Below are 14,513 nucleotides of genomic sequence, written 5' to 3'. Positions count from 1 at the left end.
CAGCTGAATTCGAAAGAAGGAAGGTAGATCAACCCTTTAGCTTATTATCCCTTCATTAATTGCTTTTTCATATAAAAGATTTAGTACTTTGCTTTGCTTCTCAGATGGAGCTCGTAAAGAACCTACCGCCATTTTTTCTAAGATATCCATCTGTAGTCGTGAAACATTACTGACTGATTGATACTTTCTAAAATGTTCAAGCATTTTTGTCCATACCTGTCTCTGCATGTTCACAACAAAGATTTGAACCTCTATACCACTGGTAAGCTTCTTCTCTTTCCTTGCTTCACGCTTAATATATTTACTCTCTTCCTTTTCAATTAAAAGCGAATTGTCTAGTTCTATACCAAGATCAAGTTTCTGTATTCTTTCCCAACATTCGCGTTTCTTACACCACTGAGCTATATTCGCAGATCCGCCAGGTGGGACTGTAATGGAATCGTAAACTTCCTTTGTTATTGTATTGATAACAGGTAATAGATCTTTAGGAAGTTGTTGCTCTTCCCAAATCGAATTAAAGTTAAAGTACCTTCCTGTTTTTTCTACCAGCTGTGACAAATAAGCAATAGTATAGGTAACTGTCTGTGCCCGAAATCCCCCATCATACCACGACGCGTTAGAAATCAATTTCTCTACGTTCTTAAACAGAATAATCCGTGCTACAGCATCTTTGAAATAGCTTTCAGTGATAGCAAGATTATCCTTCTCAAGCCACTCTATAATATGATCTGCAAAAGAAGCAAAGCTGTACTGCGCCCCCTTGGATACAACATCTGGCTTTCTAAGCCAGGAATTTTCACTTTTAGATAGAAAGGTCTTGTCAATGAGATGAGCTTTTGGATTTTCGAGCTGAAATTTAGTTTTTTCTGCTTTTGTCAGATATGCCTGTTCGTTAAGATATTCTCCCCTTACTCTTTCATAAAACCAATGTGTTCTACGTTGCGATCCTCCTACACTTGGAGCCCACACACGCTGTGAATTGCTTTTCATTTCTTTATGATATGGATTATTAGAGAAAAAGTCAGACTTATTTACTTTATTTTGAGTATTGGCATATTCAGAGACTTTTGATACAAAATCATATTGTTTCTCTTTCTCTTTAACTACTGATAATTTCATTTGAACTGATACTTTAGATACATCTAATTTAGAATTTTTTTTAGCTGCATAGATAGATGATGTAGTTTGTGCACCATTTACAATCTGGAAATCAATAATTTTAGAAATTTTTCCCTCATTATCAAACTCTACTTCACTTGCAGTCGCCGTAATACCATTGTTATAGGCGAAGAATAGTTCAGGAGTAAATTCAATCGTGTTTCTAATGCCTTTATTCACACCGCCCTTAAACTGCAAGAAAGTTCTAACATTTTGCTCAAACAGCTTTTGCCCGTACTGCTCATATATCCCAATGAGGTCCTCTCCTGTTAAAAAAGACAAAAAGGACTGGTACTCTTGAGAACTAGTTGGAATTTCTAAACATGGTAGTTTTACATTTATTTCAAAACTACTTCCGTTATACTCCGAAAGATAAATTTTATGAATATATTCAATATCAATTACTCTCAAGTCTACTAAAATGCTATCCAGCTCTTCAGAGGGTAGATCTGTCAAAGTTCTCGTCATTTTCCCGTCAGACATCACAACCAATTTAATCCTACTTATTTTTCCACTATAGGCGTATTGGTGAATATTGTAGGCCATTGAATATGCATCAGATGTTTCTTCCAAGTCTCTATAAAAACCACGAATACTTCTTTGCACAAAAGTTCTAAGTCGATTGAACTTTATTGTGATATGCGTTTTTGTTAGCGTCTCAATACGATCTTCTTGGAAAAAATGATGGACCAAGACAGTAAGAATTTCTCGAGTTTCGTCATAGTCATATCCGTGAACTTCAATACCTGTCTTTGAATAATCAGCCGCAGTATAATCGCTAGTCAGTTCGCCTATGCTTACTAAAGCTTCACATGTGTTTTCGAAAAAAGCCTGACTTCGCATTAATCCTCTGCTCTCTGCATCGGTAAGAATACTCTGTAAAAAATCCTGATGAAATTCCTCTAAACTGATCACTTCTACTCCCTCATTTCAGAAAGTTATCCAAGCATATTTCAAACTCTAGGCATCTAGAAAGATCCACAGAATATTTAACTGATGTTATTGAAGCTTTAACATCCTGCGGTATAATCCTTGGAAACTCATCCTTAACGCTGAAGATCCGTTGATTATCCACTATAAAGCTATTTAGTTCTTCTATTAGAGTTTCAGGGGCATATCCATACGCTAAAAGCTTAGATTCAAATAAATCTAAATCGTTATTTGTTCCGTTAATAATTATAATCCGTCTAATATCTGCGGCGATCTCTTCAATTGAAGTTCCATTCTCAGAAGCTGTAAGTGCATACGATACTAAATATATCGAATCCTTTTCACTGTAGAGCTGTTTCAACGAAGAAATATTCACAGTATCTCCCTTAGAAGTTCTGTACGATTTCACCTCAAGTGCAGCATCATCAAGCAAAAAATCTTGTTTATCAAAATCAGGGCCATTCCATGCTAAAATGGCCTGTTGAACACCTAGCTTTGGGATAACAATGTTCATTAGACAAAAAAGTTCAGAGAATAATCCCATCTGCTGCTCTATGGATAAAGACAAACGCTTATCCTGCTTCAGCAAATGTTGCCAACGTTTGAGTCGAAGTTCAATGGCACTGATCAATTCTTTTCCATTAGGATTATCACGAACTACTTTGATTAGATCTTCACAAAGTGTATGAAAGATCTCCCAATCTTCTTTGTTTTGTAGAATTAAGAAAAAATCAGTTTGGTGAGCCACGGAACTATCTATAATTAACTGAATGCCTTTGAGACTAATTTTGTCATCGACAAATTTAACACTGTCTTTCGTTTGAATTCGCAACCCGTAATTACCTTGAGGCCCTATGATCCAAAATAAGTTGTGAGGTGTGTCAGCATCTGCACGTCTTTGGGATTGTTTTTCCATTCCTCTCCAGGGCTTATTCTTGGTTATCATCAAAATCTTCCTCAGTTTCATTTAGTAAGTTTTTAATTGTTACACTATTAATTTTTACCTTTACGGTCCTTTTTCCACTCTCAATGCCCCCCGGGAAGCTGATTCCAAAAGCAGCCAAATCCGATTGAGAAGGAAGATTAATCTGTCCATTTTCTTCCAAACTAATTTCTCCATCCATAATGTGAAGCATGAGAAGGGGTCTCTTGAGTTTGCTTCTAGCTGCTTTCCGATCATTTCCACACTCTTGGCGTTCTTCCTCTGAAAGAGAAATAAATTCAGCACTGCCACTTGAAACCTGCCTATTTCTTACTTCTAAGTGATCAACTTTATGTGTGAATTTACGTCTTTCTTGCTTTGTCTTAATTTTACTTGCGACGAATTCTTTCTCACTGCTACCGTTATACAAAGCAACATCCCATTCTGTTTCCATCTTGCGCACGTATTCCTGAACAAATTCAATAGGCATTCTGGAATTCAAACCAAATTGATCCGAAACTACAACTTCGAAATGATCTAGGAAATATTCAATAACTTCCTTATGGACATTTTTCCAAAGATAGCTTTTAAAAGTATTTTCTGTTTCAATAGAGTCCGACCATTTTTCAGCTCCATACTTATCTTCTAATTGATCGACAAGACTCTTGATTAACTTAAAATTTTTCTTGTTTGATATAGGATTGCTAGGAATCCAACTGGTTTCTTTCAACGTACCATCAAGCTTCATTTCAAAATAAAGATCCTTGCTACTCTTTTGCTTATTCCTAGCCGTAACTTGTAGACCACTATCAGGATGATATTTTACGGATAACCCAAAATCTTCAGGAGTCATTTTTGCCTTTGCCATTCGATTCAGATCATCTACCAAGTCTTCTGTGGCTTCAATAATCAGTCTAAACCTAGTAGCGACTTCTTCAGGCATGTATATATAACAAAGATCTTCATAATTTGGACGATAACCAAACCATCTTCCCATCTGCATCAACGTATCATAAAACACTGTGCTTCTAATAAAATAACTAATGCTTAAGCCTTCAACCGTATACCCTCTTGATAAACTTGTTCCGCCAATAACAATGGCATTGGTGGCTGTATCGTTCCTATATACCAGCGGAATTTTAGTGTTGTTATGGACTTCTCTTACTATGATAGAACTAACAATATCCACCATGCTATGAAGAACCTTTTTCCACTCAAACTCCAATTCAGAATACCTTAGTGCAAAAGTATCCTTTAAATCTTGAAGCATCGGATGCTGTGTCTCTACAGCGTCTAATCTTCCATATGCATTCACAGCTTGTTGCATTTTTTCTACGTATTCTTTTATGAGAGAACTGACTCGTTCATGAATCGCTGTAAACCGGGTTACATGTACTAACATGCTGTTATGCTTATCCCCTTGGCCTCTAAGTTTTCTAATCGCTACATTAACGAAAAAATGGCGAACAGCATCATACAAACTATCAGGCAGCTCGCTTATAGGCTCACCTTTTTTATGTGTAATTGGTAGGGATTTAGAATAATCTTTAATTTTCACGATGTTTTTTTGTTTAGGATCTAAGAAAATCTTTGCTGCTCCAAAATAATTGGTTGGTGCTTTAAGGGCATAAATAAAATCCTTGGGAAAAATATCTTTGCCTACATCATCATTTGAAGCTTCATGATCAATAAATATATTGGCATATGGGGTAGCCGTATAAGCTACATAGGCACTCTTATGGAACAAACGCAGGAGCTCTCTGAGCCGCTTATTAATAATCGTAGGATCTTCTTCACTGCTTGTATTAATCGACGCATAATCAGACTCATCATCAATCATAAGCATGGCATGTTTGGCGATTTGTCCTCGATATTGCGTCTTCAGCCAATCAATCACATTTTTTAGAGTATTTGAATTTTTTTTGATGACTAACAGAATAGGCGTGCTGATATTATCAAGGTTAATCCCCTGCTTATTTCTATCTGCATCTCGTTTATTAAAGTCTTGTTCAGCTGTTGTCAAACTGATCGGAAGCATTTCAGATCTCATATCCCCAAGTTTACCCACGCCGACAGGAATGCCTTTGTCTTGTCCAATAAAGGCCTCATTCATACGTACCTGAGTCTGATCTCTTAGATTGTTCATCCCTCCAGCAATGACTACAATAAACTTATATCCTGCATCAGCTGCTTTACAAACCAGTGCTGAATAGTTGCCGGTTTTACCTGACTGTACATGTCCTACTACCATTCCTAATCTTTCAAATGCTTGTATGGAATCGTTCATAGGGTTTTCAATATTGTCCATGACTCTGTCTGTGTCTTCGTCCGTTGTTTTTACGACTTCTGGTGCCATGGAGCGGCTCATATGATCTTTATATCGTTTCCAATAGTATCCACTGCATTCTTGTTTAACTTTTCCTGTCCACCATGTTGTATCTCTCTTCTGCTGTTCTTCACCTTGTACTAGTATGCCAGCCTCCATTCTCACATCAAAGTGAGTTTCCAGCTCACGCTCCATCCGAAGCCAGTCTTCTTTTGAAGGTTCTATCAAATCGGAGACCGACAAGATCATCGAAAACATGGAAATTCCTACTGTAGATATAATCGTTTTAGCATTTTGTATTTCTTCTTTAATTTTATCTTCCGGGAGAACTCCTTCTACATCCTGAAGCTTCTTAAGAATAAAATTCTTTATTGCCTGATAACTATTAGTGTCCACCCTTTAATAACCCCTCTCGATTCTTAAACATCTCTGTTTTAAGCAAATCTTTAATAGCATCTTCGCTTAACCCTGCTGCTTTTAACTTATCTGCTAATTCTCTAATATCTTCCTCCGTCATAAGTGTCTCCTGTTGCACCTCATAAGGATTCTGCTGCAGTTGCGCTTGAATGGCTTCCAGCGGCAGATAGGCTTGTAGCCCTTTTAGATACATGTCCAGCAACTGACGGTTTTCTCCAGATAAATCATCCTGCAGCTTTTCCAGCAGAGGGTGCTCTTGATTCAAAATAAAGCGAAATCCTGAGTCATGCGGAACGAGTTGCCAAAACTTTGTTGTCGTCTTATCTTCAATCTTTTTCCCTCTTCCTGTATAAGGTCTTGAACCTTTTTCTGTAACCTGTCTAATAATTCTTTTAAGATCGTTTTTTATCTCTGGAATTGGACTTGCTGTAGACTTTTTAATATCAATTCCCCAGTGTTTGTCCTGATCATTTGTAATATCAATTTTAATCCTGACAAGCTTATGAGCATCATTTGCTCTATGAAGCCCCCACCAAGTGCCATAAATAAGTAATCTACGAGATCTATATAAATAGAATCCTTGAGATCTTGTGTACCCTTCATCTGTGGCATACTCTTCGTATTCCTGTTGTGACAATTTAGAATGATGCGGAAGAATATACGGCTGAACAGTAATTGTTGACTTTCCTATTTTTAATTTCTCATTCGTAAGTTGCTGTGTAGCTGGATGATTGATATTAAAAGGATTAAACGGTACTAAAGGATTATTATTGATCTGTATATTAATCGCCTTTTGTTTAGGTCCACCTTCCAAAAACTGATGGAATACAAGCGACAAATGCCTCCTTAAATTCGTGATAACAGAAGATAGTTCTGCCTTACTTACGCTATCTATTCCTTGCCATACAATAAGTGTTCCGCTATCTTGGTTTTTTAGCTTTTTCAACATAGGCAAACTATTTAACTGAGTTAGCGACGGAGCAAGTAGAATCCACTCGTCTGCATCTGCGATATAATCCAGATCCCACTGTCGAACTGAAGTTTTTTTGTTCTTCTTAGAAATTACTGTTAGACGTTTACATTGGGAAAAAGAAGCTGTTTTCAGTCCCAAGCCAAACCTGCCTAAGTCAGACTTATTTCTGGCTTCATTGGGATTTTTAGTCCCCAGACGCATAGCTTCAATTAGTTCAGTAGTGGTCATTCCATTACCATTATCGAGCATACAAAAAATAAGCTCTGGCTCTTCAAGCATCTGAATATGTATTTCCGATGCTTGTGCTGCAATACTATTATCCAAAACATCTGCTACAGCTACATCAAATGTATAGCCTACATCCCGTAGCGACACAATAAAATTCCTTATATTGGGATTTATGACTTCCTTTTTCATATATCCACACCTTTTCAGTATGCTTTCAAATCATAAAAGTTAATTGCTAAATTGTTCATTGCTTATATTAATGGACTAAGGGTTAATTTCACATTACTATATAATCTGCTTATGAGGTGTAATAATGAAAGAAATATCCTTCTATTGGAATACTCTGAAGCAATGGTTTGATCAAAATAAAAAAAATTATCCATGGCGCTCTACTATCCATATCATGTACTCCTAACCGAATTTTTACTGCAACAAACCCATGTAAGAAGGTTGGAGAGGTATACGGACCTCTGCTCTCTAGTTTCCCTACTATGCAACAACTTTCTAAGGCTTCAGAATCATGATTGGTTGAAATAATTAGTCCTATTGGTCTAATTTACCGCGCAACTAGAATTAAATCAACTGCTATACAAATATCTACTAATTTTAATGGAAAAGTACCAGATAAATTTGATACACTAATAAAATTTCCTGGGATTGGAGACTACATTGCCAATGCAGTGCTCTGCTAAGCTTATCATCAAAACACAGTTCCCATCGATACCAATGTCATTAGGTTATTTATAAGGTATTTTGATCTCTCTTCCAACAAATCCCGTCCAAGAACCGACAAAATACTAGCCTCGAAAATTAGAAACCTGTATGACTTCAAGACAGCGAATTTAGCTGTACTGGACTTTGCTGGGATGGTTTGCACAACGTTCAACCCTAAGTGCAAAGAATGAAGAATGCCTTCTAAATGTTCAATGTATTCACTATAATAAAAGATTCCCTACTCAAATAGAGTAGGGAATCTTTTATTATATATCTACAGTTTGAAGTGGTGTAATTACATCTTTTAAAGACTCTACTGGAGAATGCCCTAAATAATAGAGAAGCTGATCTGCTACAGCTCTCCCCAACAGAGGAGGTACTGCATTTCCTACCTGCTGGTATTGAGCATCTTTGGCCCCCATAAACACAAAGCTATCTGGAAAAGTTTGTAACCTAGCAGCTTCCCTTATACTTACAGCCCTATTTCTTACAGGATGGATCCACATAGATTTTCTGATATTCAAAACAGTCCCGGAAGGAGTATTATAGTTCAGCCGCAGATAAACCGTATTTTGTGTTCGCTTCGGATTTGAATACGTATCTTTATAAGAATCATCTAGGTGGTGAAAATTTTGTCCCGGCTGTAGCATCTTAAATCTCCGAAGTGCAGTTTCCCTTGTATCAGTCATAATATGATTTCTAACGTCCCCGATTCCTGCCTGTAAGTACTTCAGCAATGGGTTTGCATTTTCAATATTCGCTTTAACTAAAGGCTGATCTTCCTCCATAAGGACCAAAGGCTCTACATTTTCAAGATCCTCAACAGCATCCTTCACAGTATAGAATTGTTCCGTACTTTTAATAATGGGCTCAGGCAGCTTTATTTCTATATTTTCGACTAATTCATTTTTTACACCAACAAGGAACAAACGCTCCCTTTGCTGAGGAGCTCCAAAATTAGCAGAATTCAAAACCAGCTGATCCTCATTAAATTTATAACCTAAGCTTTTAAACTTTGCTTTTAGATAATCTAATACAATATATGTTTGAAGATTTACAAGAATCTCATTGTGTTCTGAGTAAAATTGCCCTGCTTTTAACCCGTTAATTTCAATTTCTCCTGCTCGCATGATGATCTGCTGAATAGCTATAACTTCGTTTAGACATGAGAAAACCTCTTCTAATGAACTTTCCTCATTCTGAAATAGATCCTTCAACTGCATCCACTTCTCTTTATACTCTGGACTCCAGTAATACTCATGCAGATCTTCCCAATTACTATAGAAGCTTTTAATCGCGACGCGAGTTTTCTTGAGATAAACTTCTGCTTCTTTTTTCTTTCGGTATAAATGATTCAGTTTGGAAAATAGAACTTTATTTCCGACTACATAACTAGGTATAGAAACCCGTAACGACTCATTTAAAAAAACTAAAAGCTCAGACTTAAGTGTGTTAACTTCCCCCAAGGAGACTTTTTCTTCCGATGGTACAAGTCGAAGTTCAGCAACCTCCTGCTCGTCATGTGAAGATAAGAAAAATTTATGCTTATTGGACTTAAGTTCCTTAACATTCTCCATAACAAAACCATCTGGATTAAGCAGTTCAATAGCTTTGACAAATTCCTTTACAAGCTGATTATTGGCAGAGATTAGTGCTACCTTTTGTCTGTTTGCATTAGAAAAACCTTGGCAGGGGGGACCACCAAAAACAATATTGACTTTTTCTGCCCCCATTCTTCTGCATTCATTTAGAATTTGGTTGTAATCAACATTTCTAATATCACCATACATATTTACGTCAGGGTGATTTGCTAAATAGGTTTGCTGTGCTGATTTATTATTCTCAACGGCTACTGCTATTCGAATCTGGCCGGTTTGTATAAATCCTAAACTTAAGCCACCTGCTCCAGAGAAAAGATCAACAGCTACCAACTTACCACTCATTTCTGTGAACCCTCCTCAATCAAGAACACGCGTTCTCTTTAAAAGCAGCTTATCATACTCACCTGCAAAAAACAATCAATTACTTTACAAGAATTCTATTCTACCGCGAAATTGCGTTGATGACCAGCATAGAAAGAGCCTGCCTATTGGCAGACCCTAGCTTTCTTATAGGAGGTTATTAAGCTTTGTTTCAATTAGTACCTCTAATTCTGATCGATCAAGAGCATCTAGAATGGTCACCCCACCAAGCTGGTTAATGTACATCATTAAACTTCTGAAGATATCTCTGCTTACTGCTACACCTTCGATTTTATCTTTCTGATGGATAACAGATAATACAGCTCGAGTGATGTCCCGATTCCCAGAGAATACACGTTCAAGCAAACTTTGAGCAATATCCAACTTGGATAAGAGTATAGCAGTAAGCTCGAAAGGATCTTCCCTCTCCTCATCATAGGACACATAGCCGTACCACCATAGTCGGGCAATTCCATTACGAACGAGTGCTCTACCTTTGTTCGACATAAAAAAATAACGTTCTTTTATCGCATCTTCAGGTTTCTCTTTATTTAAGTAGGATTCAACAGGCCATCTTTCACGCATATAATTCCAAAAAGTTTGATGAGTCAGATGCGTCCACATCCGCTCATCGCAAGCTTGGATTAAAGTTATATCTTTTAATGTTGAATACACCTTTTTAGTATTTTCTAAGTCAAAATGAACAGTTGAACTTATTGGCATGTGTAGGTCTATATCCTCTACTCGAATCTTTGAAGTGAAACTCCAGGGCTCAGACCCAAAATATTCATCCAACCAAGGAATGTTAGAAGAATAATAGGGAATATTATGTTTTATATTTGATTTTATATCATCTAGTGAACTGTCGCTTACATAATGTAAATTCAAACTTTAGCACCTCAATCTTCCTCTAAATTCATTAACGCTGAAAAAGACTGACTAAGTGGATCCCCAATCAGCTTCTGTGCAATTGAGATTGTAGACTCCTGCTCAAAACTGTGAGAACCCAATTCTATCCCAAAATCTTTTAGTCTTAGCAGAATAACCTGATACCACCGGCACTCTTCATAGTCAATATCCGTCTCCTCATGTCTCAGCGTCTCAAGAATGGATACTAGAGCCGGAATAACAATTAACGAAGAAAGGATGGGTTGAAAGCTGGCATTTAAGGAAATAGACTTATAATAATCAAAGTTTTCTTGGGACAATTTGATGATGATTTTATTCCCAGAGGAATCTACTTCAATAGCTTGAGCATCTTCACTACGATTAGGTTGAATGGAGAAAATCGACGGAATTCGCTTTAATGGGTCAATATCTTTTTCAGCAAAAAATGATCTTTCAGCATCAACAGCAAGAATATCCCCCTTCCTTATTTGAAAACTGTATCCTTCATAGTCAGGGTGAAACTCAGTCAGTTCGTAGCTTTCTAAATCTTCTACAGCTATTATAAATGCACAGATTTGTACTTTCCCTTCAATATCTTGGGCAGAAAGGCTAAAGTTGAAATTATTATCAAAAGAGGAAAATATTTTACGATAACGCGTTGTTTGGCATTCAAAATGAAATGCAAACCTAGCCTTATGATCTTTTATAAGCTGGTTTATCCCTTCACTGCTTGTGACACAGTATGCATCAAAAATATATGAACTGTGACTTTTAGTATTTTTAAGGGAAGCCTGAAAATCGCTGTTAATAAAGTCATCCGAATTATAAGAAAGTACGGGATGCGGGTACTGTCTTGAACTAATTTGCATAGATAGCCACCTCCAAAGCACAGCGAAGCGGTTCTTTAAGTGTAATAGTTATCACTGTTCGCTCATTCCTATCAAAGCGTACTGGACCGATCTTTACATCATTCTCTATATGCACATTCTCCTCAAACTGTTCTGCGGAACGTACTTTAGCCTTTTCTCCTCCGACTTCCCCTATAATATTAACTCCAACATATCCATATCCTCCCTCATTAGACTTAAGAGTCATCTTATATGTCCCTTTACCCGGATCAGTGCAGAAAATTCTGGATTGAGTTATGCGCAAATTTTTATTTACTTTGGGCTGTAATTGTTTTTCTTCTCCTGATACCTCCGATTCAGTATTATTATCTTCGTCCGAATTATCATTATGATTGGAGTCGGACGGACCATGTTCTTCAGAATCCTTTTCCCCATTGCTCTGTTCAGTGATATTATCAAGAGAGTCTATTTTATTAATATCAGGGTCTACACCAGAATCAAGGTCGCTTTCTTCTGCCTCTTGTTCGTGGTCATAGCCTGGTAAATCACCTTTACTTGTTATGTTTACAGTATTCGGCTTACTCTGCTGGTAATTTACTTGAAGCTCAATTTCTTTCGGCTCACTTTTCTCTCCCTCTTCTTCAGCTAATGCAGGAGCCGAGCTACTGTCCTCACCTTTGTCAGGGAGATACTCACTCAGCCCTTCAACATCTAATTCTTCAACGGCATTCCCTAGCGAAATTGATCTAATCTGCTCATTCATCCAACCGTATAATTTTTTTATAATCCCTTTTGCATAATTTGGATCATCATGCCGTTCAGCCTCCCAAGCAGTATGTGTAGGAGGCTCTATCTTCCGAAGGAATTCATTAATCTCATCTCCATCTGCAATTAAGACGCCGGAGAATTTAAATGGAGTTCGGAAGCTACCTTTATCATAGATTTTCATTCCAGTACTTCTAACCATTGCTACTCTTTTAGGTGCATCTTTTCCGGGAAGTATGTACATTCGGATCTCCCCAAAACCTTCAAAGTTATTGAGTACAAACTTAGATGTATTAGACAACGTATAAGCCTCATAATAAGAATAGGACAAACAGTCTGATTCGCCCTTCGTATATTGTCCCAGTATACTAGGAATCGTTTCAGCGTTAATCTCTGTTTCTCCAACTTTTACTATCAACTTTTGATCCAAGATAGCAACAAAAAAACTTTCTAAAACGGAGCGGATAACCTTGGTCTCCCACTCTTCTTCCGCATTGAATCCCGCTATAAATACATCAGTTCCTGTTTCATCTCTTCTGAAAAATTCATTGATCTGCTCTTGAAGAAGTATTGGCTCATTTTTCTCTACTTGTCCGTAATAACCGGTCCCCTGAGTAGGTTCTCCCTTCTCATCATAGTGAGTGACAAGCTTGGATACACCCTGAAACGCCTCAACGCCATGTTGATCCTTAGTGCTGTAAAAAACGGTCCTAAGGTCCGAGCATGCAAAAGGAGCATGTTTTCCAATACCAAAGGAACCCCCCGACTTGGAATCTTTGTTTGAGGAGCCAACCGACTTGATTAGATTATGCCATCCTCCGTGATGACCTTGATTTGCTCCAGTTAGTCCAGTTGTATTGTAGTCACTTATTTTCAGAAATTTGATTGTTTCTGCCTGCATAACGTTTAATGCCTGCTCAAAAAAACTGACTGTCTTAGCATTCTCTTTCCAATAATCCAAACTTTGATTTAAAACATTGATGAACATATCTTTTCTGGGGAAAGCCGATGCAGGCAGTTCTTTAACTTCAAACTCCACTCTAACAGGTTCGATACTCCCAGAAACTCTAGCATCGCAAGAATTTTGGTTAATCTCTCGGGCGAGTGAATCCCAAGGGTTCCCCTTAAATGTTTCAATACCTGCATCGTTAAGACCAGTAACTTGTCCGTAGTTGTTAGGAGGAAAATTCCAGTTTATCATTATCGCACTCCCTGCTCAATCAAATTTCTTCTGCATTCTGCTGCCAACTTCTGCACCAAGTCAACTGTGACTGCGTTGCCTACCTGCTTATACTGCTTACCTTTGGGCATACTTTTCGGAAAAGAAAAAAAGGAATCTTGAAATCCCTGCAGCCGAGCGCATTCAATAGGTGATAGCTTCCTTATTCCCCAATCATCCTTAATCACCGGAACGTTGTGCCCACCTTCCCCCATGTTTGCTGTCAGGGTAAAGGCGGCAGCACTCTTATTCTCTCGTACATAAGCCCTACGCAACAAATAGACGGAGTCATCACTACCTTCCGCTATTTTGTCTGCGAACATCCTGCCGTACTTGCTGTTCAAATCAAAGTAATACTCTTCATCTGCCTTTTCATGTATGTCCAGATACGCTCTTACGTCATTAATGTCTTCTAAGGCCTTAGGAAAATTGAATGTATTCATTTTGAAGTGCTGCTGTGAGAAGGCAACCATATACAGTCGCTCTCTATTCTGCGGAATATCGGTATGCTCCTTAGTATTCAGAACTACTGCATTACTGCGATGCGAGATCAAGTTTCCTTTCTGATCCAAAGGAATTCTAAACCAGTATCCAGCCCTTTTAATTTCTTCTTCGATTGTATTAATGGTATTTTTGTCATCATGGTAGATCAGATTCTTTACATTTTCCAGCACAAGAATTTTAGGTTTATGTTCTCCAAACTCCTTAATCAAACGAATTATTTCAAAGAACAACTGTCCTCTAGGATCTTTAAATCCAAGCTTATTACCAGCAAGGGAAAAAGACTGACAAGGAAAGCCGGCAGTTAGAATGTCGACCGGCTCAAGCTCATCCGCTTTTACTGAAAGCTCTTCTACCGATTTTTCGATCAGCCTAGTATCTGAGTAATTATGGCGATACGTCTGCGAAGCATAGCTGTCTAATTCATTTGCCCATACAACATCAAAACCTTCATTCTTGAATGCACGGCAGAATCCACCTATTCCTGCAAAAAGACTTCCTACCGTATATTGACTATGATTTATTAAATCCAAAGATGTCCACTCCAAAACAAGTTAAATTTAATTCTACATTTTTCAAGAACTCACTTAAATCACAACATAAATTCTACTATTTTAATAATAGATGAGAATTATAAAAAATGTAATACATTTAGCGTTCTCT

Annotated in this window: 9 protein-coding genes; all 9 read right to left on the bottom strand. The window is 37.6% G+C overall.

What is annotated here, in order from left to right; translation table 11 throughout:
* Positions 1-36: 36 nt before the first annotated feature.
* Positions 37-2,073 (bottom strand): AIPR family protein, encoded by a 2,037-nt coding sequence (locus KAI36_RS04375; RefSeq protein ID WP_220027051.1) that lies wholly within the window; start codon positions 2,071-2,073, stop codon positions 37-39.
* 10 nt (positions 2,074-2,083) lie between these two features.
* Positions 2,084-3,034, bottom strand: coding sequence for a PD-(D/E)XK motif protein (locus tag KAI36_RS04370; protein ID WP_220027050.1), 951 nt, complete (start codon positions 3,032-3,034; stop codon positions 2,084-2,086).
* Positions 3,018-5,732 (bottom strand): Z1 domain-containing protein, encoded by a 2,715-nt coding sequence (locus KAI36_RS04365; RefSeq protein WP_220027049.1) that lies wholly within the window; start codon positions 5,730-5,732, stop codon positions 3,018-3,020. Before KAI36_RS04365 ends, KAI36_RS04370 begins: the two co-directional genes overlap by 17 nt.
* Positions 5,722-7,143, bottom strand: a complete 1,422-nt coding sequence (locus KAI36_RS04360; protein ID WP_220027048.1) for an ATP-binding protein — start codon at positions 7,141-7,143, stop codon at positions 5,722-5,724. The genes KAI36_RS04365 and KAI36_RS04360 overlap by 11 nt, the downstream gene beginning before the upstream one ends.
* A gap of 791 nt (positions 7,144-7,934) precedes the next feature.
* Complete coding sequence (locus tag KAI36_RS04355; protein ID WP_220027047.1) at positions 7,935-9,611, bottom strand: DNA cytosine methyltransferase; 1,677 nt, start codon at positions 9,609-9,611, stop codon at positions 7,935-7,937.
* 165 nt (positions 9,612-9,776) lie between these two features.
* Positions 9,777-10,517, bottom strand: a complete 741-nt coding sequence (locus tag KAI36_RS04350) for a DUF6339 family protein (RefSeq protein WP_220027046.1) — start codon at positions 10,515-10,517, stop codon at positions 9,777-9,779.
* An 11-nt stretch (positions 10,518-10,528) separates the two neighbouring features.
* A complete protein-coding gene (locus KAI36_RS04345) occupies positions 10,529-11,386 on the bottom strand; it encodes a hypothetical protein (protein WP_220027045.1) in 858 nt (285 codons plus the stop codon).
* A complete protein-coding gene (locus KAI36_RS04340) occupies positions 11,376-13,331 on the bottom strand; it encodes a hypothetical protein (protein WP_220027044.1) in 1,956 nt (651 codons plus the stop codon). Before KAI36_RS04340 ends, KAI36_RS04345 begins: the two co-directional genes overlap by 11 nt.
* Positions 13,331-14,383, bottom strand: coding sequence for a DNA cytosine methyltransferase (locus tag KAI36_RS04335; protein WP_220027043.1), 1,053 nt, complete (start codon positions 14,381-14,383; stop codon positions 13,331-13,333). The genes KAI36_RS04340 and KAI36_RS04335 overlap by 1 nt, the downstream gene beginning before the upstream one ends.
* Positions 14,384-14,513 lie beyond the last annotated feature (130 nt).

The sequence above is a fragment of the Paenibacillus sp. S02 genome (assembly GCF_019454065.1).
Lineage (GTDB): Bacteria > Bacillota > Bacilli > Paenibacillales > Paenibacillaceae > Paenibacillus > Paenibacillus polymyxa_B.
Note: the sequence above shows the minus strand (reverse complement) of the source record. Positions and strands in the feature narration are given on the sequence as shown.